24 protein-coding genes are annotated in these 26,380 nt (G+C 64.2%); 11 read left to right on the top strand and 13 right to left on the bottom strand.

Annotated features, from left to right (window positions below):
* Positions 1–139: 139 nt before the first annotated feature.
* Entirely contained in the window at positions 140–2,236 is a 2,097-nt protein-coding gene (locus tag H0A72_RS10920) for a hypothetical protein (RefSeq protein ID WP_180155149.1), read from the bottom strand.
* Between the two features lie 143 nt (positions 2,237–2,379).
* Entirely contained in the window at positions 2,380–3,015 is a 636-nt protein-coding gene (locus tag H0A72_RS10915) for a hypothetical protein (protein ID WP_180155147.1), read from the bottom strand.
* Between the two features lie 292 nt (positions 3,016–3,307).
* On the opposite strand from H0A72_RS10915, the gene H0A72_RS10910 reads away from it, so the two are divergent.
* The 10 genes from H0A72_RS10910 (at position 3,308) to H0A72_RS10865 (ending at position 13,141) form a co-directional block, all read left to right on the top strand.
* Positions 3,308–4,057: a FadR/GntR family transcriptional regulator gene (locus H0A72_RS10910; RefSeq protein WP_180155145.1), complete on the top strand. Its 750-nt coding sequence runs from the start codon at positions 3,308–3,310 to the stop codon at positions 4,055–4,057.
* Positions 4,058–4,070: 13 nt separating this feature from the next.
* The gene (locus H0A72_RS10905; RefSeq protein WP_180155143.1) at positions 4,071–5,270 is read left to right on the top strand and encodes an FAD-dependent oxidoreductase; all 1,200 of its coding nucleotides are present in this window, start codon (positions 4,071–4,073) and stop codon (positions 5,268–5,270) included.
* Positions 5,271–5,297: 27 nt separating this feature from the next.
* Entirely contained in the window at positions 5,298–5,624 is a 327-nt protein-coding gene (locus tag H0A72_RS10900; RefSeq protein ID WP_180155141.1) for a 2Fe-2S iron-sulfur cluster-binding protein, read from the top strand.
* 15 nt (positions 5,625–5,639) lie between these two features.
* A complete protein-coding gene (locus tag H0A72_RS10895) occupies positions 5,640–5,849 on the top strand; it encodes a hypothetical protein (protein WP_180155139.1) in 210 nt (69 codons plus the stop codon).
* A 34-nt stretch (positions 5,850–5,883) separates the two neighbouring features.
* Complete coding sequence (locus H0A72_RS10890; RefSeq protein WP_180155137.1) at positions 5,884–6,882, top strand: 2-hydroxyacid dehydrogenase; 999 nt, start codon at positions 5,884–5,886, stop codon at positions 6,880–6,882.
* Entirely contained in the window at positions 6,875–8,605 is a 1,731-nt protein-coding gene (locus tag H0A72_RS10885) for an IlvD/Edd family dehydratase (RefSeq protein WP_180155135.1), read from the top strand. The genes H0A72_RS10890 and H0A72_RS10885 overlap by 8 nt, the downstream gene beginning before the upstream one ends.
* Positions 8,606–8,645: 40 nt before the next feature.
* Positions 8,646–10,076 carry an aldehyde dehydrogenase family protein gene (locus tag H0A72_RS10880; RefSeq protein WP_180155133.1) on the top strand — a complete coding sequence of 477 codons (1,431 nt, stop codon included), beginning with the start codon at positions 8,646–8,648 and terminating at the stop codon, positions 10,074–10,076.
* Positions 10,077–10,094: 18 nt separating this feature from the next.
* Positions 10,095–10,667 carry a 3-phenylpropionate/cinnamic acid dioxygenase subunit beta gene (locus tag H0A72_RS10875; protein ID WP_180155132.1) on the top strand — a complete coding sequence of 191 codons (573 nt, stop codon included), beginning with the start codon at positions 10,095–10,097 and terminating at the stop codon, positions 10,665–10,667.
* Between the two features lie 55 nt (positions 10,668–10,722).
* Positions 10,723–12,057: an aromatic ring-hydroxylating dioxygenase subunit alpha gene (locus H0A72_RS10870; protein ID WP_180155130.1), complete on the top strand. Its 1,335-nt coding sequence runs from the start codon at positions 10,723–10,725 to the stop codon at positions 12,055–12,057.
* 91 nt (positions 12,058–12,148) lie between these two features.
* Positions 12,149–13,141, top strand: coding sequence for a Bug family tripartite tricarboxylate transporter substrate binding protein (locus H0A72_RS10865; RefSeq protein WP_180155128.1), 993 nt, complete (start codon positions 12,149–12,151; stop codon positions 13,139–13,141).
* A gap of 58 nt (positions 13,142–13,199) precedes the next feature.
* On the opposite strand, the gene H0A72_RS10860 is transcribed toward H0A72_RS10865, so the two are convergent.
* The 11 genes from H0A72_RS10860 to H0A72_RS10810 all read right to left on the bottom strand — a co-directional run bounded on the left by H0A72_RS10860 (position 13,200) and on the right by H0A72_RS10810 (position 24,950).
* The gene (locus H0A72_RS10860) at positions 13,200–14,102 is read right to left on the bottom strand and encodes a polysaccharide deacetylase family protein (protein WP_343060178.1); all 903 of its coding nucleotides are present in this window, start codon (positions 14,100–14,102) and stop codon (positions 13,200–13,202) included.
* Positions 14,099–14,620, bottom strand: a complete 522-nt coding sequence (locus H0A72_RS10855; RefSeq protein WP_180155124.1) for an ureidoglycolate lyase — start codon at positions 14,618–14,620, stop codon at positions 14,099–14,101. The genes H0A72_RS10860 and H0A72_RS10855 overlap by 4 nt, the downstream gene beginning before the upstream one ends.
* The gene (locus tag H0A72_RS10850; protein ID WP_180155121.1) at positions 14,610–15,293 is read right to left on the bottom strand and encodes a GntR family transcriptional regulator; all 684 of its coding nucleotides are present in this window, start codon (positions 15,291–15,293) and stop codon (positions 14,610–14,612) included. The genes H0A72_RS10855 and H0A72_RS10850 overlap by 11 nt, the downstream gene beginning before the upstream one ends.
* A 73-nt stretch (positions 15,294–15,366) precedes the next feature.
* Positions 15,367–16,887, bottom strand: coding sequence for an ABC transporter substrate-binding protein (locus H0A72_RS10845; protein WP_180155119.1), 1,521 nt, complete (start codon positions 16,885–16,887; stop codon positions 15,367–15,369).
* A gap of 124 nt (positions 16,888–17,011) precedes the next feature.
* Positions 17,012–17,824 (bottom strand): ATP-binding cassette domain-containing protein, encoded by an 813-nt coding sequence (locus tag H0A72_RS10840; protein ID WP_180155117.1) that lies wholly within the window; start codon positions 17,822–17,824, stop codon positions 17,012–17,014.
* A 1-nt stretch (position 17,825) separates the two neighbouring features.
* Positions 17,826–18,809 carry an ABC transporter ATP-binding protein gene (locus H0A72_RS10835; protein WP_180155115.1) on the bottom strand — a complete coding sequence of 328 codons (984 nt, stop codon included), beginning with the start codon at positions 18,807–18,809 and terminating at the stop codon, positions 17,826–17,828.
* 2 nt (positions 18,810–18,811) lie between these two features.
* Positions 18,812–19,663, bottom strand: a complete 852-nt coding sequence (locus H0A72_RS10830; RefSeq protein WP_246436940.1) for an ABC transporter permease — start codon at positions 19,661–19,663, stop codon at positions 18,812–18,814.
* Positions 19,664–19,665: 2 nt separating this feature from the next.
* Positions 19,666–20,580, bottom strand: a complete 915-nt coding sequence (locus H0A72_RS10825) for an ABC transporter permease (protein ID WP_180155113.1) — start codon at positions 20,578–20,580, stop codon at positions 19,666–19,668.
* Positions 20,581–20,588: 8 nt separating this feature from the next.
* Entirely contained in the window at positions 20,589–22,016 is a 1,428-nt protein-coding gene (locus tag H0A72_RS10820; RefSeq protein WP_180155111.1) for an ABC transporter substrate-binding protein, read from the bottom strand.
* A gap of 426 nt (positions 22,017–22,442) precedes the next feature.
* Positions 22,443–23,984, bottom strand: coding sequence for a class I SAM-dependent methyltransferase (locus H0A72_RS10815; protein WP_180155109.1), 1,542 nt, complete (start codon positions 23,982–23,984; stop codon positions 22,443–22,445).
* A gap of 96 nt (positions 23,985–24,080) precedes the next feature.
* Positions 24,081–24,950, bottom strand: coding sequence for a VOC family protein (locus tag H0A72_RS10810; protein WP_180155107.1), 870 nt, complete (start codon positions 24,948–24,950; stop codon positions 24,081–24,083).
* Between the two features lie 106 nt (positions 24,951–25,056).
* Between H0A72_RS10810 and H0A72_RS10805 the strand changes: the two genes are divergently transcribed.
* Positions 25,057–26,379, top strand: coding sequence for an NAD(P)/FAD-dependent oxidoreductase (locus H0A72_RS10805; protein ID WP_180155105.1), 1,323 nt, complete (start codon positions 25,057–25,059; stop codon positions 26,377–26,379).
* Position 26,380: the final 1 nt, after the last annotated feature.

Genomic DNA, 26,380 nt, shown 5'->3' with positions numbered 1-26,380 from the left:
GCACCGCCGCCGGTAAACGAGCGGCGGCGGGCTGGCATGAACTGGGATGATTCGTGAGGCGGGATGAAATGGGCAGGCAGGGCTGAGGCACCATGCGTGGCGCCTGCCTTATGGCCGCCCACGATGGCGCGTCATGGCATCACAACATGATGCTTTCTTCATCCACCAACACGCCGACGATGCCCGATATGGCATCCCGGCCAAAACCGGCTCCGGCTATCACTATCTCGGTTCCAGAGGTCGGCGGATACGAAAATTCATCGTATAGAACTCCGTCCGAAATCGTGCCACCCCAACCTATCAAGTCAAGAGTGTCCGTCAGGCCATTTGCATTGACGGTATCGATCGCCTTCAGCATGAAATTGTATTCGTCGACTGTGACGATGTTGCTCAGGATGAGCGTTGATGTTCCACCGGGATCTGCACCGTTCATGTCGAAGCAGAAGATGAAATCTACATAACGTAAAGACTCACTGGTTTTTACCAAGTCTCCCTCTGCAATGGTCAGCGAAGCTACACTGGCGATGAGGTTGTCCTTGCTAATGAACCACTCCGTCAAATCAATGACGTCGTTTACGACCGGGCTTTCCTCATAGTTCCATGTCGAGGTCAATGTCATATTTTGGATTTCGACTATCGCCCCTTCTTCCAGGGGAGGCACTGTAATCAAATGATCTGACTTGCGCCCTCCACGTACCGGTGATAGGTCGCTCTTGTTCCCTACGGCGCCATCCAACTCAGCAAGAGTCAGCACCATGGCCTCGGCTAGATAAGCGCTCACGTTGGTGTATACGACGTCGGCCCCGCCATTTCCCTTTAGCTCCGCCAAGTTCAATTCCAATGAGCCGGAGCCCTCTACTAGCAGCATAATGAGACTGCCATCCAGCCCTACGCCCCCGGCGTCGCTTTTGAAGCTCCTGATTCCGCTGTTGCCATACGCGGCAAGCAACAAAGTCGAAATATTGGCCGAGACCTCACCACCGCCATCCAAGGCAGTGACGGATAAGCGCGCCAAATGCGCATCGTCCAAACGCAATGTCTGCTCCGAACCGCAGCCGCAAGGCTCCATTGGTTCTTGATACACCACAACGAATTCATGATCGATACCCTCCCCGATGCCCTTCGCACTCAACGCGAGCGGAAAGATATCTGAGCCAGATATCAAGACAGGCACATTGGTTACAGTCAGATTGGATACGGACGCTTCATTGGATATCTCCAATATTCCTTCTGAATTGCGAAGGTCCAGGCCGCTTTCCGAAGTCGCCGTCAGGTGTAGAACGGGAATGTTCTTTAAGCGAGGCGCATACTTGGAGTCGAGCGGTTGATCCAAGGTGGCATACAGTTCGTCGGAAACGCCCCCATTGATGGTGAGCCGATCCGTTAACGCAGCCGAGCCTGTCGCCAGGAAATAATTGTATACAGAGCCCCCATTGACGGTTTGCCATTGGCTATCCGACAAGTCCGCAAGCTTGATATAGTTTTCCGCATTGGGTAGCTGATACTTGAGCACCTCCGGCTTGAGGGGGTACGGATTATCAAGCGTTCCCCACCCCTGCGGATCAGGATCAGGCCCCGGCTTAGGATCCGGCGGACCATAATCCGGCAGATACGGCGCCACTTCCGCCACCCGCAGCAGCGCATCGACAATCTTCCCTTCCGCAAGCAATCGCAGGAACACCGGATCGCCGTCCATCATGCCGAAGTCTATTCCATTGCCCAGGCCACGTTTCTCGCGTATGCCGTAAAGCATCAGGTGCTCCATGGCGGACATCTGGCCGTCCTCTACCGCGCGCTGCACGTCGGGGTTGGCGTCCATGTAGGCGGCCAGGTTGATGATGGGCGTCACGATGCGGCCTTCGTATTGGCCGTATTCCACGAAATGCTGGATGGGGGTGAAGTGCCCGGCCCGCACGGCATCCGCCACGTCCGGGTTGTGGCGCAGGTAGTAGGCGGCGTCGAACAGGGCGATCGGGGCCCTGCCCTCGTAGATGCCGTAAGTGAGAAAATGCTCGTAGGCCGTGGTTTCGCCGCGCGCGACCGCGGCGGCGACGTCGGGGTTGCCGTGAAGATAAAACTGCACGTCGAACAATGGCCCGGGCGAACGGCCTTCTTTGAGGCCGTAACGCAAGAAGTGCTCCAGCGGTTCGATCAGCCCCTGGCTGACGGCTTCCGTGACGTCGGGGTTATGTAGCAGATACCACTCTGTATAGAACAAGGGGGCGGTGACAACCATTCCATCTCCAGCATTACTTTATGTATCATAATTCTACATATGTAACTGACGCCAAGCAATGAGGCCGGCCAACAAAGCCGGCGGAGCATGTGGAGACGCCCGGCCGGCGGGCTCGCCGGCCGATCGGGCGGGCAGCTGGGCGGTCAGTGCAGCAGCACGCCCAGCGTGGTGGTTTGCGGCGCGGGGCTTTCCAGCCAGGGAAGATCCAGCGGCAAATGCCACTGGGCGTCCTGCGCCTTCTTGATCAACAGCTCGATCAGCTGGTGCACATGGTCGGGCGACAAAGGCATGGCGAACACCGGCTCGTGGGCGCTGGCCTGGGTCATGGCCTTCGGCATGGGCAGGCCCTTGAAGGCCAGGATCAACTGCTTGTCGTCCAGCTTGATGATCAATTCCGTGGCCAGATAAATCGCCGCCTGCGGCGCCGCATCGGCCGCCGCGTCCGCGGCGCCTTCGGCTTCCCCGGCCTGCGGGCCCGCCGCCCCTTCCGCCGCCTTGTCGGTGTCCCGCTTGGCTTGCATGGCTTTCTGATGCGCCATCTGCAGCACCTCTTGCCAATATTCCGCCGGCGTCTGGTCCAGGCCGGTCAGTTCGGGCAGCTTGGTCAACAGCTGGTGCAGGACGATCATGGTCATGCGCCGCGTCAGCAGCATGTGCACCGCCCCATGCCTGGGCCTTTCGGCGTTGACGATCAAACGGTCTTCATACGCGCTGAACACGATGTTGATGTCCGTGCTCAACGGGTAGGTGACGTCGGTGGTTTCTGCCGTGGTGGTCATGGTTGCATGCCTCTGAAATAGTGCCTGGGCGCCGCCCCGGAAACGGGCGCGGACACGCATACGATAACATTGCTTGGGCGCCGCCCCCGCCACCACAAGAGCCGCAACAAGGGCGGCCGACGGCAAAAATAACACTATATGATTATAGTATTACCACACACCCGACCGCCGCGCCCAAATCGGCCCATAGTCCAGTGACAACATAGAAAATCCAGCCACCATCTTCTCAACCCAATACTTTGTAGTATAATCGCATAAACTGCCCATCCAGCAGACAAGCAGAGACGTGACCATGAACCTACTGAAGCCACAAGGCAATTCCACCTCACGCGCTGAACCGAATCTTACGGACCGCATCACCGAAGTCCTGGCCAACGAAATCACCAGCGGCAACTACAAGCTGGGCGAAGTCCTGCCCCCCGAGCAAACCATCGCCGACCGCCTCGGCGTATCCCGCACCGTCCTGCGCGAAGCCGTGTCCCGCCTGAAGGCCGACGGCCTGGTGTCCAGCAAGCAAGGGCGCGGCCTGGCCGTCCAGGCGGTGGCGCGCCCCTCCGTGCTGCGCATGCACGCGGCCGACGAAGACAATCTCGATGAAATCCTCGCCATCGTCGAACTGCGCCGCGGCTTCGAGATCGAAGCGGCCTCCCTGGCCGCCGCCCGCCACAACGACGACGACTTGCAGGCCATGCGCAAAGCGCTGGACGACATGGCCCGGGCGATAGAATCCGACGACATCGCCGCCGGCATCGAGGCCGACCTGCGCTTCCACCGCGCCATCGCCGAAGCCACCCGCAACGAACACTACGTCGAATTCTTCCACTTCCTCAGCCGCCTGCTGCGAGACAACCTGAGAGTCTCGCGCACCCGCTCGGCCAAGGCCAAGCGGGGCACCGATGCGCAACGCGAACACGAAATCATCTACCAGGCCATACAGCGCGGCGACCCCGAGCTGGCCCGCCAGTGCGCGCGCAATCACATAGAAAACACGGAATCGCGGCTGCGCAGCAGCAGCCATTTCACCAGCGGCGCATTGAAGTAAACCGGCAAACGCAATGTCTACGACCCCTGAAACGCTCGCGGCACAGCAATCGGCGCCCGGCACCGTCATCATCGGCGCGGGCCATGCCGGCGTCGAATGCGCATTCGCGCTGCGCACCGCCGGCTACACGCTGCCCATCACCCTGCTGGGCGCCGAAGCGTGCGAGCCCTATCAGCGCCCGCCGCTGTCCAAGGGGTTTCTGTCGGGCGCCATGGCCGCCGAACGCCTCGCCCTGCGCTCGCCCCAGGTATACGAAAAACACGGCATCCAGGTCCACGCCGGCGACCCGGCCGCGCAGCTCGATTGCGCGTCCAGCGTCGTCACCACGGCCTCGGGCCGCCGCATCGGCTTCCAGCACTGCGTCATCGCCACCGGCGCGCATGCGCGCACCCTGCCGGTGCTGCATGGGCCCGATGTCTACGTGCTGCGCAACCTGGCCGATGCGCGCGCCTTGCAGGCCCGGCTGGCCGACGCATGCCGGCTGCTGGTGGTCGGCGGCGGCTATCTCGGCCTGGAAGCCGCCGCCACCGCCGCCAAGCTGGGCGCGCAAGTCGTCGTGCTGGAATCTTCGCCCGCCCTGATGTCCGGCAAGGTCTCGGCGCATGCGTCCACGGAATTCGACGCCATGCACGGCCAGGCGGGCATATGCCTGCGCCGCAACGCAACCCGGGTGGACTGGGCGGCCAGGCCGGGCGGCGGCTGGACCGCGCTGCTGCCGGACGGCACCTCATACGACGCCGACGCGGTGCTGGTGTCCATCGGCGCGGAACCCGACACCGGCCTGGCCGAAAGCGCGGGCATCGCCTGCGACGGCGGCATCCTGGTCGACGCACAGTTCCGCAGTTCGGCGCCCGCGGTCTTCGCCATCGGCGATTGCGCCCGCGCCTATCGGCACGAACTCGGCGCCCGCGCGCGCGTCGAAAGCGTGCAGAACGCGCTCGACAGCGCACGCGCGGCGGCCGCCGCCATCGCCATGCAAGCCCCGCCCGCCGGGCGCCCGCCCACGTTCTGGTCCGAGCAGCACGGCCGGCGCCTGCAGATCGCCGGCATCGTCAACCCCGCCATCGCGGTGCAAGACGTCGTCACCCGCAGCGCAAACGGCTGGCTGGTCGAGCGCTATCAGCAGGGCCTGCTCGCCGCGGTGGAAGCGCTGGACAGCCCGGTGGAGTTCATCAAATCCATGAAGCGCATCGGGTCGCCCCCACAACCCTAGCGCCTCGCCGCAACCAGGAGACAGCCAATGCCAACCGTTAGATTCCTACTGCCCGACGGCGCCGAACGAGCCCTGGAGGTGCCGGTGGGCGTCTCCCTGATGGAAGCCGCCCGCCAGGACGGCATAGAAGGCATCGTCGCCGAATGCGGCGGCGGCGCCATCTGCGGCACCTGTCATGTCCATATCCAGAAAGAATGCTTCGACCTCCTGGAACCCGCGGGCATGGCCGAAGCCGCCTTGCTGCAGATCGTCCCCGACGCATCGGAAACCAGCCGCCTGTCCTGTCAGGTCATCATGACCGATGAACTGGCCGACATGTGCGTGCGCGTTCCGGCTGAACAATTAACCGTTTGATGAAAGGATCGCACCATGTCGGACAACAAAACACTGAACCTGATGGACCTCGTTCCCGGCATGCGCGTGTCTTTGTCGGACGGCGCCGTGGCGGAAGTGGTCGAGAACCCGCAGGACGGCTCTTGGATCATCTGCCGCTACCTCAGCCACCCCGCCATGCCGAACCTGGTCGAAGCGGGCGAACAGCCCGTCTTCGCAACGGATATTGAAGGAATAGTGCAATAAGGCACGTTCTGTTTTTTTGAATCAGGAGCCCCCCATGCCGCAACCCCGAGTCATCATCACCGCCCCCGTGCCCGCCGACCTGCGCGAGCAGCTCGCCGCCCAATGCGAGATCATCGACGTTCCCACCGGCGCCGGCCTGGCCGACGCGCTGCCCAAGGAACAGCTGGACAGCATCGAAGGCGTGGTCTGCACCGTGCGCAGCAAGTTCGACACGGCGGTGTTCGATGCGCTCCCGCGCCTGCGCGTCGTGTCCAACTTCGCGGTGGGATACGACAACATCAACATTCCGGAAGCCACCAAGCGCAATGTGCTGGTGTGCAATACCCCGAAAGTGCTCGACGGCGCCGTGGCCGACCTGACTTTCGGCCTGCTGATCTGCCTGGCCCGCGACCTGGTCCGGGGCGATGCCCACGTGCGCAGCGGCGCCTGGGCCGAAAAGGGCGCGCCCGCGCTGACGCAAGACATACGCGGCAAGACGCTGGGCCTGCTCGGCATGGGCCGCATCGGGCGGGTGGTGGCGGAAACCGCCAAGGCCTTCAACATGAAGGTCATCTACCACAACCGCAACCGCGACGCCGAAGCCGAATCCCTGGGCTTTGCGGAATACCGCGATCGCGACGCCCTGTTCGCCGAGTCGGACTTCCTCAGCATCCACGTCCCGCTCACCCCCGAAACCAGGCACTCCGTCGGCGCCAAGGAATTCGCGGCGATGAAACCCACCGCCTACCTGATCAACACTTCCCGCGGGCCCGTCGTCGACGAGGCGGCGCTGATCGACGCGCTCAAGGCCGGCCGCATCGCCGGCGCGGGCCTGGACGTCATGGAACAAGAGCCCCTGCCCGCGTCCAGCCCGCTCTGCGCCCTGCCCAATGTGGTGCTGCAGGCCCACGTGGGCAGCGCCACGGTGGAAACACGCCGCGCCATGATCGATCTCGCCGTGCGCAACCTGCTGGACGCCCTGTCCGGCACGCGCCCGCAGGCCATGGTCAACCCGGAAGTCTGGGCGGGGGCATCGGAGACGACGAATGCCTGAAGAGAAGCAGCGCGGCCTGTACCGTGGCTTGACGCACTACGGCGACATCGAGTTTTCGCGGTACCTGCGCCGGTCGTTCGCGCGTTCCATGGGGTATTCGGGCGACGAGCTCAACCGTCCCGTCATCGGGATCGCGGACGCGGGCAGCGGCTTCAATAATTGCCACCGGCACTTCCCCGAGCTCATCGAAGCCGTGAAACGGGGCGTGACGGCGGCGGGGGCGCTGCCCATCGTCTTCCCCACCATTTCGCTGGGCGAGCCCTTCCTGCATCCCACCAGCATGATGTTCCGCAACCTCATGTCCATGGACGTCGAGGAAATGGTGCGCGCCCAGCCCATGGACGCGGTCGTGCTGGTGGGCGGCTGCGACAAGACCGTCCCCGCCCAGCTCATGGGGGCATTCTCGGCCGGCAGGCCCGCCATTCAGCTGGTGGGCGGCCCCATGATGACGGGCCGCTACGAAGGCGAGCGCCTGGGCGCCTGCACCGACTGCCGCCGGCACTGGTCCAACTTCCGGGGCGGCGACCTCTCCGTGGACCAGATCGAGGAAATCGAAGGGCAGCTGGCCACCACCGCCGGCACCTGCGCCGTGATGGGAACCGCCAGCACCATGGCCTGCATCGTCGAGGCCCTGGGCATGATGCTGCCCAAGTCGGCCACCATACCGGCGGTCCACGCGGACCGCCTGCGCGCCGCCGAGGCCACCGGCCGGCAAGCCGTCTGGCTGGCCGGCCAGGGCCTGACGCCAGACCGGATCGTGTCGGAAAAGTCGATCGAAAACGCCCTGCGCGTGCTGCTGGCCATAGGCGGCTCCACGAACGCGCTCATCCACCTGACGGCCATGGCCGGCAGGCTGGGCATCGCCGTCGGCCCCAGGCAACTGAACGAGCTGTCGGAAACCACGCCCGTGCTGGTCAACCTGAAGCCCACCGGCACGCACTACATGGAAGACCTGCACGCCGCGGGCGGCCTGCCCGCCGTCATGCGCCAGATCAAGGACTTATTGCATCTGGACTGCCCCACCGTCACCGGCAGGACGCTGGGCGAAGAGCTGGAGCGCGGCAAGCCCTGGTTCGACAAGAACGTCGTGCGCGAACGTTCGGACCCGGTGCGGGACAAGGGCGGCCTGCTGGCGCTCTTCGGGTCGCTGGCGCCCAACGGCGCGCTCATCAAATGCGCCGCCGCCGATGAGCGCCTGTTCGAGCACGAAGGGCGCGCGGTGGTCTTCGACACGCTCGAAGACATGGCCGAACGGCTCGACTCGCCCGACCTCGACGTCCATCCCGACGACGTCCTGGTATTGCGCAACGCCGGGCCCGTCGCGGCCGCCATGCCCGAGTCCGGCTACATCCCCATCCCGGCCAAGCTCGCCCGCCAGGGGGTGCGCGACATGCTGCGCATCTCCGACGCCCGCATGAGCGGTACCGCCTACGGCACCGTGGTCCTGCACATTTCCCCCGAAGCCGGCCTGGGCGGGCCCCTGGCGCTGGTGCGCAACGGCGACCGCATCCGCCTGTCGGTCTCGGCCCAGCGGCTGGACCTGCTGGTCGACGAAGACGAACTGGCGCGGCGCCGCGCCGAATTCGACAGCCGGGCCCGGCAGCCCTTGCGGGGATACGCATGGCTGTACCACAAGCACGTGCTGCAGGCCGAGCACGGCTGCGATTTCGACTTCCTACGGCAGGCCGGCGTGGGCGGTGAACAGGCGCCCCCCGGGGCCTGACTCGACCCGGCACAAGAACACTTTCAAACAGGCAGGAGACATGCACGCGAATTTCATCAATGGCGAGTGGGTTGAAGGCACGACCGCGCGCGTCAATCTAAACCCCTCGGACCTGAGCGACCGGGTCGGCGAATACAGCCAGGCCGACGCCGCGCAAACGGCGCTGGCGATCGAATCCGCCAGGGCGGCGGCCCACGCCTGGGCGCGCAGCACGGCGCAGCAGCGCGCCGACCTGCTGGATCGCGTGGGCGCCGAGATCCTGGCCCGCAAGGAAGAACTGGGCCGCTTGCTGGCGCGCGAGGAAGGCAAGACGCTGGCCGACGGCATCGGCGAAGTGAACCGCGCCGGGGCGATCTTCAAGTTCTTCGCGGGCGAGGCGCTGCGGATACCCGGCGAAAAACTGCCGCCGGCGCGGCCCGGCATCGACGCGGAAATCACCCGCGAGCCGGTGGGCGTGGTGGGGATCATTTCCCCCTGGAACTTCCCCATCGCCATTCCCGCCTGGAAGATCGCGCCGGCGCTGGCCTACGGCAACACCGTGGTCTTCAAGCCCGCCGACCTGGTGCCCGGCAGCGCCTGGGAGCTGGCCGGCATCATCAGCCGCGCCGGGTTCGCGCCGGGCGTTTTCAATCTCGTGATGGGGCGCGGCTCGGTCGTGGGCCAGGCCATGCTGGATCATCGGCACATCGACGCCGTCTCTTTCACCGGCTCGGTGGCCACCGGGCGCAAGGTGGCCGAAGCCGCCGTGAAGCGCATGGCCAAGGTCCAGATGGAGATGGGCGGCAAAAACCCGCTGGTCGTCCTGGACGACGCCGACCTGCAAACCGCCGTCGACTGCGCGATCCAGGGCGCTTTCTTCCAGACCGGCCAGCGCTGCACCGCATCCAGCCGGCTGATCGTGCAAAAAGGCATCTATCCCAGGTTCCTGGAAGCCATGAAGGCGCGCATGCAGGCGCTGACGGTCGACCACGCCTTGAAGCCGGGCGTGGACATCGGCCCGGTCGTCGACGATGCGCAACTGAGCCAGAACGAGCGCTATATCGCCATCGGCCGCGACGAAGGCGCCACCCTGGCAATCGGCGGCGAGCGCCTGCTGCGCGAAACCGACGGCTACTACTTCAGCCCGGCGCTGTTCACCGACTGCCACAACGGCATGCGCATCTGCCGCGAGGAAATCTTCGGGCCCGTCGCCGCCATGATCGCGGTGGACGGCTACGAAGAAGCGCTGGCCCTGGCGAACGACACCGACTTCGGGCTTTCGGCCGGCATTTGCACGAGCTCCCTGAAGCACGCAAGCCACTTCAAGCGCAATGCGGAAGCCGGCATGGTCATGGTCAATTGCGCCACCGCGGGCGTTGACTATCACGTTCCCTTCGGGGGGCGCAAAGCATCCAGCTACGGTGCCCGGGAACAAGGCCGCTACGCCGCCGAGTTCTACACCACCGTGAAAACGTCATATACCGCCGCATAAAACATTTTGGACGGAGCCATGAACGACAATCACACAGAGACAAGCCAGCCCGAAGCCGCCTATGTCCGCGCAAGCATGGACTTGTGGTGGGAGATCCAGAACTTCCTGTTCGAAGAAGCCGAGCTGCTGGACACCCGCCGCTTTTCCGAATGGCTGGAGCTGCTGCACCCGGACATCCAGTACCGGATGCCGCTGGCGCGCAACATCCGGCGCGACCACATCAAGACGCAGGAATACACCCGGCCCGGTGAGGCGGCCTGGTTCGACGAAGGCTACCAGACGCTCAGCCAGCGGGTCGCGCAGATCAACACCGGCATCCACTGGGCCGAAGAGCCCGCGTCGCGCATTTCGCACCTGATCGGCAACGTGCAGGTGTGGGCGCCCGCGGAAGCCGCCGGCGCGCCCGATGAAGTCAAGGTGCGCTCCCGCTTCCTGGTCTACCAGAACCGCCTGCAAACGGAAACCTCGCTGTTCGTCGGCAAGCGGGACGACATCCTGCGACGCCACGAAGGGCGCTGGAAGATCGCCGAGCGCACGCTTTACCTGGACCAGAATGTTCTGCTCGCCAAAGCCCTGACGACCTTCTTCTGACTCGCCGTCCGCGCCACGGCACGACCCATTACGACTCTAATGACACGGGGGATGCATGCTACCCATCAATGAACTGGTACAGGCCGACCAAGGCCTGGTAAAAAGAGCGGTTTTTTCCGACGAGGCGATTTTCCAAGAGGAGATCAAGCAGATTTTCTCGCGGGCATGGCTATTCGTGGGGCACGAAAGCCTGGTGCCCAATCCGGACGACTATTTCGTTTCCCAGATGGGCACCGATTCGGTGATCCTGACGCGCAACCGCCAGGGCCAGATCCAGGTGCTGCTGAACAGCTGTTCGCACCGGGGCATGAAGCTGTGCCGCTACGACCACGGCAACAATCGCACCTTCACCTGTCCCTATCACGGCTGGAGCTTCTCGACCGACGGCCAGCTGGTGGAGCGGCCGGGCGAACTCGTCGGCGTCCCGGGCTTCACCACCCATTACATGGGCGAGCTGGACAAGAAGAGCTGGGGCCTGAAGAGCGTGGCCCAGATCCACAACTACAAGGGCACCATCTGGGCCACCTGGGATCCCGACGCGCCGCCGTTCGAAGAATACCTGGGCGACATGCGCCTGTATCTGGATTCCGCCCTGGACCACCGGGACGGCCGGCCGGGCGGCTCCGAAGTGATCGGCGGGGTGCAGAAATGGCGCGTCAAGTGCAACTGGAAGATGCCCGCCGAGAACTTCATCGGCGACCTCTATCACGACATCAGCCATCGATCCGTGGACATCGTGGGGATAGGCCCCAGCGGCGGACGCGGGCGGCGCGACGCCATGAAGGGCCGCGTGGCGATCGCCTTCAAGGACCTGGGCCACGGCCTGCTGGGGAACCTGCCGCACTTCGAAGAACCGGACTACAGCCCCATGTACGCCGCCTACCCCGAAATCGAGCGCTATTACCGCGAGGTCCATGAAAAGCGCGTGCAGAATCTGGGCAGCCAGCTGCGCGTGAAGCACCGCGTGGGCACGATTTTCCCCAATATGTCCTTCCATGGCTGGCAGCCGCGCACCATCACGGTGTTCCACCCCGTCAGCGCGACGGAAATGGAAATGTGGCGCATGTATCTGGTCGACAGCGATGCGCCGGAAGACGTCAAGGAAGCGGCCCGCCACTATTTCCTGCGCTACTCCGGCCCCGGCGGCATGACCGAATCGGACGACATGGAGAACTGGACCGGCGCGACCGAATCCAGCAAGGGCGCCGTGGCGCAAGAGCTCTACTTCAATTACCAGATGGGCATCGGCCATACCAGGCCCGTGCCGGAACTGCGCGGCGCCGTCGTCAGCCATGAGTTCACGGAAGAAAACGCAAGAGCCTACTACCGCAGGTGGGGCCAGTTCATGGAAGGCAGGAGCTGGAGCGAACTGATGCCCCGCTACGACTGATCACCCCCGCGGCCGGAGCCCAAACTACAACAGCCTGGCCCGCGGACCACATTCACCAAACCACTTGAGCACACTCCTGGAGAAGACAAACATGGACCGTCGCACTGTACTGAAACTGATGGGCGCTTCCGGCCTGGCCTGGCATGGCGCCGGGCTGGCGCAGCAGAAATTCCCGTCCCGCCCCATCACCATGATGGTGGGCTCCACCACCGGCAGCGCCACCGACCTGGCCGCCAGGTTCTCGGCGCAAATCCTGCAAGACAAATACAAGCAGAGCGTGGTGGTCGAGAACAAGCCGGGCGCCGGCGGCATCATATGCATGCTGGCGGTGGCGGCCGCCGCGCCCGACGGCTATACGCTGCAGACCGGCGGCCTGGGCCACAACGTGATTCCCCCCGTCACCCGCACGGGCATCCCCGTCGACCTGACCAAAGCCCTCATCCCCATCGCGCAGCCGGCCGAATTCCTGAACGTCCTGGTCGTGCGCTCCGACCACCCCGCCCGCAACCTGCAGGAATTCATCGACTATCAGAAGAAGAAATCGCAAGGCGGGAAATCGATCCTGTACGGCAGCAACGGCGTCGGCAGCTCGTCCCACCTGGCCAGCGAGCTGTTCGGCATCCGCACGGACCTCAAGGTGGAACACGTGCCCTACAAAGGCGCCAGCGAAGCGCTCATCGGCACGGCCAACGGCGACCTGGACCTGCTGTTCATGAACATGCCGCCTACGCTGCCGATGATCCAGTCCGGCCGCTTGCGCGCGCTGGCCGTCACCAGCTCCTACCGGGCGCGCCAGCTGCCCGACGTGCCCACCATGCAGGAACAGGGCATGACGGACTTCGACGTCACCAGCTGGCTGGGCGTCTATGGGCCGGCGGGCATGCCTCAAAAGCTCATCAATGAACTCTCCGACATCCTGGTCGAAGGCTTCAACACCGAACACTACCGGGAAAAGTTCATCGGCGCAGGCTTCGAACCCAAGACCCGCAACGCGCAAGAGTTCGCGGCGTTCAGCCAGTCGGAAATCGCCCGCTGGAGCGAAGTGGCGAAGAAGGCGGGCATCAGCATTCCTTACGGGGGGTAGGCGAGTCGGCCCAGGGTGCAGGCCGCTTGCGCCTGCGCCGGGCCGGCGCCTTCAAGGATCACGGATGGAATTTCTCCCACCAGTGGCGGGCGATTTCCTGCCGCTGGCAGACCCATGCGTCGGGAAAACCGGCAACGTAGTCCAGGAAACGCTCAAACCCCACCGACCTTCCGGGATGGCCCATGAGCCGCAGATGCAGGCTGACGGTCATCATTTTCGGATGTGTCTGTGATTCCCGACGCAGCACGTCGAAAGCGTCCTTCATGTATTGGAAGAAGTCGTCTCCGGTAAGCATCGCCCCGCGGATGAACTTGGTGTCGTTGTTGACCAGGCCGTGCGGAATCACGAGGTGGTGCCTGCCTTCCACGCGAGTCCAATAGGGAAGTTCGTCGTTATAGGCGTCCGAGTCATAGAGGAAGCCGCCGTGCTCGACGACCAGGCGGCGGGTATTGACGCTGGGTCCGTACCGGCAATACCACCCTTCCGGCTTGCGGCCGATGGTTTTCTCTATGCTTTCGACGGCCCGCCGAATGCGTTCCCGTTCGACGTCCTCCGGCATGTTCTGGTGGTGTTCCCAGCGCCAGCCATGCGCGCAGACGTCGTAGCCGCGCTCGCGTATGCGGGCGCAGACTTCGGGGTTGCGCTCCAGGGCCAGGGCGCAGCCGTAGATGGTCGCCGTCATGCCGCGTTCGGCAAGCAGGCGGTCCAGGCGCCAGAATCCGACGCGGCTGCCGTATTCGAACATGGACTCGGCGGCCAGATCGCGCCCCTTGCCGGGGCTGCCGCCTTCCGTGAGTCCGGTCTCGCTGTAGTCGTCGCCATCCGGAATCGACGGTTCGCTGCCTTCCTCATAGTTGATGACGAAATTCACGGCCAGCGCTGCACCCGGCTTCCATTGGGGATCGGGCGGGTTGGCGCCATATCCGACGAAATCACGATTCAAATGAATTGGATTGCTCACATCTGCTCCTGTTCGCTGGGCCAGTCGCCCTTGAGGCATGCCTGCACAGGCCGCTCCAGCGTATGGAATACGTCGTCGTCCTGATTGCCGGTGAGGCTCATGGCAACGATGAAATCCATGGGCGTGTCGAAGACCGATAGCCCGTAATGCCAGACATTGCGCCGGTACGTGACGCCTTGTCCCGGCCGGGAAACGAACGCGCGGAACGAGGACGGGTCTGGAAGACCGTTGTCGCCGCCGAGACAGACGACAATCAGGAAGTGGGTGGGGCCCAGCGGCATGAAAGTCTGGGTTGAAAAAGGATGGCGTTCCATCCACTCTATCAGCAAGGGCATGCGAGTCGGGGCCACGATCCGGCTGATCCACATGCACGGCTGGCTTGCGGCTTCCTGGCCGCGAAAGGCCTCGGTGATGTAGTGCCGCCGCCCTTCCCCCGTGTGTTCGATCACCGTTCCGAAGGGCTCGAAAGCAGCCGCGGTCAGCGGCTCGGCCTCGACCCTCAATAAGCTAACCGCCATGTTCGTTCCTTACTCCAAATGCCGCGAGGAATCCTTCGGCAATATTTTCGAGGTGCTTGCGCATGAATTCCCGCGCCTGATCGGGGTCGCCGGCCGCCAGCGCATCGACGATCGCCAAGTGCTCACTGCTGGCTTCGGCATTGCGTCCCGGCACGCGTTCGACGTTCGAAATCCGTATGCGCCGCCGCGCGTCCTTCAAAATCGCCGAAAGCGAACGGTTGGAGCAATACTCGCAGACCAGGTCGTGCATCTCGTCGCCGGCATGCCAGGTTTCGATGCGGCCGTCGGTCGCCAGGGCGGGATCCATGATCGCCGCTCGCACTTTCTGGAGCAGCGCGGGGGGGATGCGCCCGGTAGCCAACGCGGCCGCCTCGGGTTCGAGGATGCGGCGCACATACAGCAGCTCGAGCACCTCGCCCACGTCGATTTCGCGCACGATCGTCGTGCCGTTGACCAGGCGCACCAGGTAGCCCTCGCCCAACAGGCGGTTCAAAGCATTTCTAAGCGGGGTCCGAGAAATGTTCAGCGCGTTGGACAAGCGGCGCTCGTCCAGCACGGACCCCGCCCCGATCTGCCGCGTTTCTATCCAGCCCAGGACGGTGCTGTAGGCGCGCTCGGTGGCGGTGGCCACCGGCTGCGCGGGCTCCGAATAAATAATTTCCGAATTAGCCATTGACCCTCACTTATGACGAAAACCAGACGCCGAAGACAGTCAGCATAACTCTGCGCGGCGCCTGGAGCCCCCGCTATTTACGTTGCTTCACGGTTTCCAGATGCCAGGCGAAACCGTACAACGACGGCGTCCACGATTCCACCCGTTTGCCGACCACGGCGACCTGGCTCTTCATCGCAACCGGATGATTGATGAATTCCGAGTGCATTTTTTTATTGAGGGCGCGAAGCGCCGTTTCAAGTTCATCCGCCTTGTGCAGCGTGATCAGTTTTTTCCACTCCTGATTGATGCCTGGAAGGTCCCAATATCCCTGGATGAGTCCTCCGACGTCTTGCCCGATGACCGCGACGCGCAGGTTCGGCAGCACGGTCGGCCGCACGCCGGGCGCATTCAAGTATAAATGCGCGGCGTACTGGGTCTCCCAGCGTTGCGGCGTGGAAGCATAGCGCGGACGGAAGGCTCCGAACTCCATGGGCGTGACCTCGGTCTTGAATCCGGCGGCGCGCAGGTAGCCGTCCACCAACTCCATGATTTCGGGCGCTTCGGGGATGGAGACGGTGCGCACCGACCAGATCTTGACGGTGGTGCCCTTGTAGCCGACTTTCTTCAGCAGCTCGGCGGCGCGCTTGGGATCATAGGCATAGGGTTTTTGGTTGGGGTCGAAGCCTATGGACTGATCCACGGGCCAGTAGGCGGAGGAAATAGGCTGGGCCGTGCCTTTCGGGTAAATGTGCTTGAAGATGGTGGGCATGTCTATGGCCCGGACCAGCGCCTCCCGGAAGTCCTGCTTGTGGCAGAGCATTTCCTGCTGGTAGCAGCCATAGAACTCCAGGGACGCGATGGCGGCGCCCTTGGCAGTCATTACGTTCAGGCCGGCCGCGCGCGCGTCGTCCGCCTGGCGAGGATCGACAAAGGCCATGTCGGCCTCGCCGGAGCGGACCATGGACAGGCGCGTGCTGGGCTGGCTGCGCGGCACGATGCGCATCGAAGCGAAATCGGGTATGCGCGCCTTGTCCCAGTAGTCGGCATTGGCGCTCAGGGTCATCTCGACCCCCCGCGAGAACGACGAATACTTCCAGGGCCCGGTCCCGATGGGGTCGCCGACCAGTTCGAAGCCTTCCGGCGTAGCGCGATAGTTATGACGGGCCAGCATGCGAATGTCTCCATCGCGCGCGCTCAGGATGGCCAGGTACAGAGGATCCGGAGACTTCAGCTGGATCACCACGGTATGCGGGTCGGGCGCCTTGACGGACTCGATGGACTGCAGCAGCCGGCAGAATGTGCAGATGGCGTCCTTCGCGATGAAGCGCTCGGTCAGGCTGAACACCACGTCATCGCTGGTGAACGGCTTGCCATCATGCCATTTCACTCCCTGGCGCAACTTCAGGGTGTAGGTCTTCGCATCCTCGCTCATGGTCCAGGATTCCGCCAGGCCGCGCCCGGGCGCCAGCGAGCCATCGGGCGCCGTGCCGATCAGGGGGTCATTGATGTGGCCCGTGTACTGTAGATCCTGGGTCGAAGTCTTGCCCAGATCGAGCAGCTCGCGCCCGAAGTTGGGCACGACCACCGTAAGCGTGCCGGCCGGGGCTGCCATGGCCGTAGCGCCGGCCACCCACAGTGCGCCCGCCAATATTGCCTTGTATATAACCGCTGATTTCATCATGTCCTCCTCTTGTTGGCCCGGTTCTTCATCAGGCTGCAGACCCGTCCTGTAGGGCCTATCCGCGTTCGTCGCCCGGTCTGCGGATGCGGGCGGCGGAAATCAAAGTTTCGGTATAGGCATGCTGGGGACGCGTGAATAGCGACTCAGCCTCGGCCTGTTCCACGATACTGCCTCGGTACATCACCGCCACACGATTCGCCAGATAGCGGACCGTGGCGAGATCATGGGAAATGAGCAGGTAGCTCATGCCCAGTGATTCCTGCAAGTCCTTCAACAAATTCATGATCTGCGCCCGCACCGATACGTCCAAAGCGGATACGGGCTCGTCGAGCACGATCACTTTGGGGCGCACGGCGATGGCGCGCGCGATGGCGATCCGCTGGCGCTGGCCGCCGCTGAACTCGTGAGGAAAATTGTTGGCCGCCGCCTGTTCCAGCCCGACATCGTCCAGCGCGCGGGCCACGGCTTCGGCCGCTTCGCGCGCCGACCGGCCATTGAGCCGCAGCGGCTCGGCGATCAGCTGGCTGACTCGCATCCGCGGGTTCAGCGAGCTCCAGGGGTCCTGGAACACGGCCTGCACGGAAGACCGGTACTGGCGCCGCTCGGCACGCGTCGCCTGGTTCAGCGCGATGGTCTCGTAGCGGATCACGCCGGACGTGGGCTGCTCCAGGTCGAGCAGCATGCGCGCGGTGGTGGTCTTGCCGCAACCGGACTCGCCCACCAGGGCCAGCGTTTCTTTCGGCCGAAGGCGCAGGCTCAGGCCGTCGACCGCGACGACGGGGGCATGCTTCATCCTTTGCAGCACACCGCCCGGGCGCTCAAAATGCTTGACGAGGTTCTCGGCTTCCAGCACGAATCTTTCCGCCATGTCAGTCTCCCAGCCGCCAGCAGCTGACGGTATGGCCCGGGCCGCTCTCCTTCTGCGGCGGAACGTCTTTCAAGCAGCGCTCCATCACGTAAGGACAACGCGGCGCGAATGCGCAGCCCCGCACTTCAGAGAAAATCGACGGCGGCTGGCCGGGTATCGTGTACAGGCGCTCGTCCTTGTGATCCACGTCGGGCACCGATTTCAGCAGGCTTTCGGTATAAGGATGGCGCGGCGCATTGAACAGTGCCGCCGTAGGCGCCGTTTCGACGATGCGGCCGGCGTACATGACGGCGACCCGATCGCACATGCGCGCCACCACCGCGAAATCGTGAGTGACGAACAGGATGCTCAACCCTTCTTCCCGCTGTATGCGCTTGAGCAGGTCCAAGAAGGCCGCCTGCACCGTCACGTCCAGCGCGGTGGTGGGCTCATCTGCGATCAGCACGGAGGGGGAACCCGCCATCGCGATCGCTCCCACCACGCGTTGGCGCATTCCGCCGCTGAAATGATGGGGATAGGCCGACAGCCCTTGCTCGGGGTTGGGAATCTGGACACGCTCCAGCAGCGCGGCGGCGGCGCGCCTGAGCTCCGCGCCTCGCAGGCCTTTGTGCAGGCGTAAAGACTCGAACAGTTGATCGCCTATCGTCAGGACGGGATTCAAAGCGCGCATCGGGTCTTGCAGGATCATGCCGATTTTCTTGCCGCGATAGGCGCGCATTTCGTCGTCGGAAATCCGGAGCAGGTCCTCGGATTCGAACAAGACCTCGCCGCCCGTCACGGTGGACGCCGGCTTGGGGTTCAGCCGCAAGACGGACAGGCATGTCAAGCTCTTGCCGGAACCCGACTCCCCGACCAGACCCAAAGTCTCGCCGGGATAGAGATCGAACGACACTCCCTTGACCGCCAGCCCCGTTCCGCGCTTGCTTTGCAGCTGCGTAGTCAGGTTCCGGACGCGCAAGAGTGGCTCGCGTGTGGAGTAGTCCATCTTCAAATATTCCGCAGTTGGGGGTCCAGGATGTCGCGCAGCCAGTCTCCGACGAGGTTGTAGGAAAAGACCACGAACAGGATGGCGACGCCGGGCATGACTGAGATCCACCAGGCCGATTCGATGTAGTCCAGTCCCTCCGCCACCATGCCGCCCCAGGTCGGGGTGGGCGGAGGGACGCCCGCGCCCAGGAAGGTGAGCGATGCCTCGACGATGATCGCCCACCCCACTTGAAGGGTGCAAAGCACCACCAGCGTATTCAGGATGTTGGGCAGAATATGGCGCAACACGATATACAGGCCGCCGGCGCCGGCCACCCGCGCCAGGAGCACGTAATCGCGCCCTTTGATGCTCAGGACTTCGCCGCGCACCAACCGCGCGAACCGCGCCCACAGCACCAGCGCCAGAACGACGACCACCACCATGAAGCTCGGCCCCACCGTCACGGCGAGCACCAAGGCCAGCAAGATGCTGGGGAAGGCCAGGAAGCCGTCCGCCGAACGCATGATCAACGCATCGATCCAGCCGCCGCGGTAGCCCGCCACCAGGCCGAGCAATGTGCCCACGAAGCCACCCAGCATGATGGTGGTCACGGCGACCCCGAGCGACACTTGCGCGCCCAGAATGATGCGGCTGAATATGTCGCGCCCCAATCGATCCGTGCCCAGTGGATAGTCCCACGAGCCGCCCGCAAATACCGGCGGCAGCAGGCGCGCTCCCGGGTTGATGGCCAATGGGTCGTGCAGCACAAGGTAGTCCGCGAACACGGCCGCCAGTACGGTCGCGGCCACCATGAGCAGCGGGATCACGGGAAAGCGATCGGAGGTGAGCCTGCGCAATGCCATGGTCGCCATGCCTATCCCCTTACTCTCGGATCGATCAGCCCATAGCTGAGATCGACCAGGAAATTGATGCCGACGATGATCGCGGTATAGACGAGGACGGACAGCTGCAGCACGGGAAAATCGCGCCACAGCGTCGACTCATAAGCCAGGTAGCCCAGGCCCGGCCAGCCGAACACCACTTCGATCACCACTCCGGACGCGATGATCACGCCATACATGAAGCCGATGAAGGTCACCACCGGTATCAACGCATTGCGCAACCCATGCTTCCATACGACGATTCCTTCGGACAGGCCCTTGGTGCGTGCGAGTTTGATGAACTCGGCGTCCAGCACCTCGAGCATCGAGGACCGCAGCAGCCGCACGATGCCCGCGCTGATGCTCCACCCGAGCACGACGCTCGGCAGGACATAGTGCTGCCATGTGCCCACGCCCGAGCTGGGAAACCAGCGCAGGCCCACGGCGAAGACGAGGATGAGCACGATGCCCAGCCAGAAGGCCGGCGTGGACTGCCCCAGCAGCGCGAACCCCATGCTGAACCGGTCCCAGCCCTTACCCCTGTGGACCGCGGCCAGCACACCCAGCGGCACGCTGATCAGCAGCGCGACCGCCAAGCCCGCCGTGGCGAGTATCAGCGTTCTGCCGACACGGTCGAACACCAGTTCCGTCGCGGGCGCCCCCGTGCGTATGGACGTGCCGAAATCTCCGCGCAAAGCGTCCCTCAGGAAGATCATGTATTGGCTGGCCATGGGCTTGTCCAGCCCCATGCGTTCAATATAGGCGGAGCGCTCGGCCGGTGTGGCGTCCGTCGGCAGGACCAGATCGGCGGGGCTGCCGGACGAGCGCGCCAGCACGAAGACGATCAGGCTGGTCATGAGCAGGGTCATGAAAGCCTGGAACAGCCGGGAAAGTATCAGTCGCGCCATGCCGTGCCCTATGCCGTTTCGTCATCCGGCGCGGCCATGCGGACGTTCTGTATGTCGACCACACCGTGCGGATGCGCCTTGAACCCGGAAATGTGCGGCCCCCAGCCGACCAGCACGTTGGCCGAGAACAGCGCCATGACCGGCAGCTCCGCGCGTATGATTTCCTGGATGCGGGCATACAGCTCGCGGCGCTCTTCATTATCGGTGCTGTGCCTGGCCCGCCTGGCCAGGCCGTCGAGTTCCGCATTCGAATAGCGCCCGGCATTGAACACGCCGTCCGTGCAGAATTCGCGCTGAAGCAAGGTATCGAAATGCGGCCGGCTGGCCGTTCCCTGGATGGCCATTTGCCAGTTGCCGCGCATGTACATATAGGGCCACCAAGGCGGGTCGTCGTAGGAACTGGCCCGCATGCGTATTCCAACCGCTTCGAGATCTTGCGCCACGCGCGCGGAGATGGCCGGCAGCGGCGCCGTGGTCGGATGCGCGACCTTGATGGTCAAGCCGTTTCCGTAGCCGGCTTCCCGCAGCAGCATCCTGGCCTTGTCGGGATCGTAGCCTACCGGATCCACCGGATGCATCCACGGATCGTCGTGCGGCAGGACCCCTTCGCCCGGCCGGGCTTGACCGCCCATGACGTCGCGGATCAAGGCCGAGCGGTCGACCGCGTGCGCCACAGCGTGCCGCACCCGCGCATCGTTGAACGGCGCTTCTTGGCAATTGAAGCAAAGCAGCACGCGCGCCTGAGACGGTGCCGCCATGGTGCGCAGCAGGCCCGCGTCTTCCAGACGCTGGGCGGCCGAACCCGGCACGCTTTCCACGATGTCGGCCGCGCCGCGTTCGATAAGGGCGATGCGCTCGTTGACGTCCGGCGCATAGCGGATTTCCACCGCGTCGACATTGGCGCCGCCGCGGCCGCGGCCATCGATGTGCCTTTCCAGCTTGATGTGGCTGCCGCGCACCCATTCCGTCAGCTTGAAGGCGCCGGTGCCGCAGGGTTGCGCCACCGTGTCGTCCACGATGTGCGTGCGCCAGGCGAGGTTATTGAGAAAAGCGTCATTCGGCTCCGAGAATTCAAACGCCACTCTATGCGGTCCCAGAACCTTCACCTCTTTCAGGCCTTCGTAGTCGGCGGCCAGCACGCTGTCGCTCTTGCCGTCGAAAACCTGCCGGAACACGCGCACCACGTCGTTTGCCGTAAAGGGCCGGCCACTATGGAAGCGCACCCGATCGTCGAGGTCGAACGTATAGTGCTTGCGGCAAGGGGAAACCGCCCAGCGCAGCGCAAGTTCCGGAGCGATCGCACCATCGTGATCGATCCGCACCAAGCTTTGGCAGAGGATCTTCAGAATGACAGTGGCCGCGCTGGAATCCGAATTAAACGCGTTAGGCGCCAACGCGATGGTCTCGTGCTTGAAAAGCAGGCGTAAAAGATTCATGCCCCACCCTGATAAAACATTTTGCTCATGTCGTCTCCCGCTATGAATTCTTTTGGTATACCAATATGACACCGAAAAAATTCCGGGTCAACCAAGGGTTATCCCGAAATGAACTCAGCGGAATGGGACAAGCGCGGACATGCCCCCGCGTCGGCGGGAACTCAATCGAGCGGGTGGGAGCCCACCACACGGGGCCACGGCCGGTTAGCGTTGACAGGCCCTAGGCTGGCCGGCCTCTGGATAGATGCAGCTTCACCGCCAGATGGAAGGCTGACAGCGCCGCGTCGTCAGTCCCTTTGGTGGACCATGCCGCCCAAAGCTGGGGCTGCACGGGGCTGTCTTCGATCGGCACATAGGCGACGCCGGTGATGCGCGCGCCTGCGCAGCGAAGGCGTGTGCTGACCCTGAACGCCGGCCGCCCCCGCCCTACGCCGCGATCTGCAGCGCCCGCAGCAAGGGCAGCTGCTTTTGCGCGAAGGCGGTCGCCTGCGCGGAGAGCTCGGCCATGTTGTCTTCGGCCGTATCCAGGGCGACGCCTTCCTTGACGATCTTCTGGCCTTGCGCGGCCAGAATCTGCCAGACGTATTGCGCCCATTCGGCGGGCTGTTTCCTGCCCTGCGCCAGCGCCAGCAGGAAAAGCTGCTGGAAGCGGCCGACCATCACCCCGCCGCCTGTTACCGGGCTGGCCAGGTAGCTGATGTCGCCCATGCTGCGGGCCTTGAGCATCAAGTGCGCATTCAGCTTGTCGGTGTGCTTCCTGGCTTTGCTTATTTGACTGTCTTCCGCGGCGGCCACCGCCAGGGTTCCGGCCCCGACCAGCACCATGGCAGCCTGCACGATCTGCGCGAAGGTGACGCCTTTTCCGGACAACGCTTGTTCGAGCTGGCCCAGAGTGCGCGCCTTGTGGTCGGCCAGGGCGTCCAGCAGGGGCGCATAGACGCCTTCGTTGAGCGTGGCCTCGCCCAGCGCGCCGTTGACTTTCATGGAGACGTCCGCCCGCGGCGTGACCAGCATCACCTTCTGCTGCCGCAGCGCCTGGGCCTGTTCGAACGGGGTGACCCGCCGGGCGCCCTTCACCCAGTAATCGCGCCGGAACTGCTGATTCACCATGAAGTCGCGCACGCTTTCGCGGAACATGGGGTCGGGGATCTCTTTCAGGAAAGCCTGCTGCTCCGCCGACAGATTGACCGCGTCGATGTGATCCAGGTAATGGGCGGAGCACGCATACTGCAGCTTGGCGGGCTCCAGCCATTCGGCCATGGTGGCGAAGTGCATGGGGTGCCAGTCGCGGTTGAAGTATTCGTGGGCCAGGTAATGGCGGTTCTGTTCCTTCAGCTTCTTGATGCGCTCGCCCACCAATGGGTTCGCCCGCGAAAACAGCGGGTTGGTGGCCAGCAGCCCTTCGGCGAACTCGATGGCGCCGTCGATGCGGCTGACGATGCCGCGCCCTTCGGCGCCCAGCACTTCCGCGTGCTCGGCCATCAGGTGGCGCATGGGCGCGAACGCCGCCCAGCCCGGCAACGTGTTGTAGCTGATATAAAGCACGCCGCCCACCTTCAGCTTGCGGCGGATGAAATCCACGATGACGGCGCGGTTCTCGTCGCTGATCCAGCTCCAGATGCCGTGCAGCCCGATGTAGTCGAAGTCGGGCAGGTCGGCCCGCCTGGCGAAGTCGGCGAAGGCGTCGTCATGCAGCGCCGCGGCCGAGCCCGACACGGCGGACAGTTCCTGCGCGAACCCCGCCTGGGCGGGGTTGAAGTCCGTGCCATGCCATTTCACCACAGAGGCCGAGGCATGGATGTTGGCGCTGAGCCCTTGCCCGAATCCCAGTTCGCAGGCGTGCCCCACCTCGGGCATGGACAGCCCCGAGTTCAAGAACGCCAAGCCCACCCGCAAGGGATTCAGTTCCGTGTAATACCCGTAGGTATAGCCGATGTCGGCCACATAGCCCGCGCTCCAGTTGCTCATTGTTGTCTTTTTCCCCGTATCGAATCCGTCCGCTACTCTAACGGTTGGGTTCGGGGCTAGTCAATGGCAAGCGGCGCCGGGCCTTGTGCCGGGAAGTCAGGCGCCGCCCGCGCCCCGGCCGTCCGCCTGGAAATACAAGTGCGCGCCGCATGCGTCGGCCGGGTCCACGGCCAGGCTGCGGTCATCCACCTTTCTGTAGCGGATGCCGTTGGCTGCGAACAATGCCTCGCTGCGGCCGATGTCTTTCACCAGCAGGGTGGCGGACGCCAGATACGCATCGCCCAGGCGCTCCTGCGCATCCCCGCGCCGCTCGGCTTCGCTGGGCGAAATCAGCTCGATGTCCGCGCCTTCGCCAAAGTTCAGAAGGATGCGGTCGGCGCCGCGGCGCACGTTGTCGGCGCCCAGCAGCTTCACATAGGCGGTTTCGGCTTGGTCGAAGTCGGACACCACGCCCACCAGGCGGCCGAAACCGACCACGCCGTTGGGATGATCCGTCCAGCCCGGCTGGCGAAGCGTATCGAAAGTCAGGTGTTCGCAAAGATTGGCGTGGGTGAGCCCCGGGTAAAGGCTATGGTCCAGCATCACCGTGCGGAAATACAGGTCCAGGGTCTTGTCTTCCAGGACCAGCTTCCGGTTGAGATCCCTGGGAGGCTCTATGCCCAGCCCCGCCGCCAGGCCGGCCTGGTAGCTTTCGTCGGCATTCCCGGCATTGAACGCCACGCTATACAAGCCTTCGCCTTTTTCCAGGAACGTGTCCACGCCCGCCAGGAACTTGCCGGGGTCGCCGATGCCGCGGATTTCAAGGTAATCATGAGGAAACATGATGCACAGGTTTTCCGTTCCCCATTCCTGGTGCTTGCCGCTGGGCGGCACCACGAAGCCCAGCTTTTGATATTGCGCGCGTGTTTGTTGCAGGTCGCGCACGGCGACGACGGGGTGGTCTACTCTTCCTACTTTGGCGGTCATGGGTCTGTCCTGGATCCTGCTGCGTGAATGGTGATTCGTCCATACGATTGGATCCGATTTAGGATAATATGTCAATCCGTCCCTTCCATCTCGAAAAAACCCGCACATGGCATCCAATCAATTGCTGGCCGGAGAACGGCCCGAATTCCCCGACAGCCTCTGGGCGTCGATCACCCCGCCGCTTCCGCCCCTGCCTTCCCTGGAAGGCGCGCAAGAGTTCGACGTAGCCATCGTGGGCGGCGGCTTCACCGGCCTGATGGCGGCGCTGACGCTGCGCGCCGCAGGCCGGCGCGTCGCGGTGCTGGACGCGGTCGAACCCGGCTGGGGCGCCTCGGGCCGCAACAATGGCCAAGTCATCCCCGGATTCAAATGGGACCCCGACGTGCTGCGTGCGCGCTATGGCCCGGAAGCCGGGCGCCGGCTGGCGCTTTGGGGCGCTGCGGCGCCGGACCTGGTTTTCGAGACCATCGCGGCTCACGGCATCGAGTGCTCACCGGTGCGTAACGGCTGGATTCAGCCCGCCTACACGGATGTTGCGGCCGAGCGCATCGAAGAGCGCTGCCGGCTCTGGGCGGAGCTGGGCGCGCCGGTGGCGATGCTGCCCAGGGATGAGATCGCCTCCCTGCTCGGTACGCCGATTTTTCAGGCGGCCTGGATCGACCGGCGCGGCGGCTGCATCAACCCATTGGCCTATGCGCGAGGCCTGGCGCGCGCGGCGCAGTCGCAAGGGGTCGGTCTTTACGCCCGCACGCCCGTCGAGTCGATGCGGAAAGAAGACGGTCGGTGGGTGCTGGCCTGCGCCAATGGCGCAACGGCCGCGGCGCCCCAGGTCATCGTTGCGACCGCCGCCTACGCGAACGACATCGTGGGCGGCCTGAGGACGTCCATGGTGCCGGTGCGCACGGCGCAGGTCGCCACCGCGCCGCTCCCGCAACCATACCTGGACGCCATCCTGCCCCAGCGCCACTGCGCCTCGGACACGCGGCGGCTGCTCACCTCGTTCCGCATTTCACCCGACCATCGGCTGGTGATGGGCGGCGCCGGCGCCACGGCGGGCCTGAGCCATGATTTCATCGTCCGGAAGCTGCACAAGGCCGCGGCCCGCATGTTCGGCCACCTGGGCCCGCTGGCCTGGGAATACGCCTGGAGCGGCTATTTCGCCGTGACCAAGGACCACATGCCGCACATTCACGAAACCGGCGGCGATCTCATCTGCGCCCTGGGCTGCAACGGGCGCGGCATCGCGGTTTCCACCGCCATGGGCAAGCTGCTGGGCGAACGCCTGCTGGGCCTGCCCACGGAAGACATGCCGCTGCGTCCCACGCCGATCCGGCCCTTCGCCTTCCATGCGTTCCGCCATCTCGGGGTGGCCGTGGCCACACAGTACAACGGCCTGCTGGATTACGTGGACAAGGCCCGTTCGCGCTGAC

Source organism: Parapusillimonas granuli (genome assembly GCF_013416525.1).
Lineage (GTDB): Bacteria > Pseudomonadota > Gammaproteobacteria > Burkholderiales > Burkholderiaceae_B > Parapusillimonas > Parapusillimonas granuli.
Note: the sequence above shows the minus strand (reverse complement) of the source record. Positions and strands in the feature narration are given on the sequence as shown.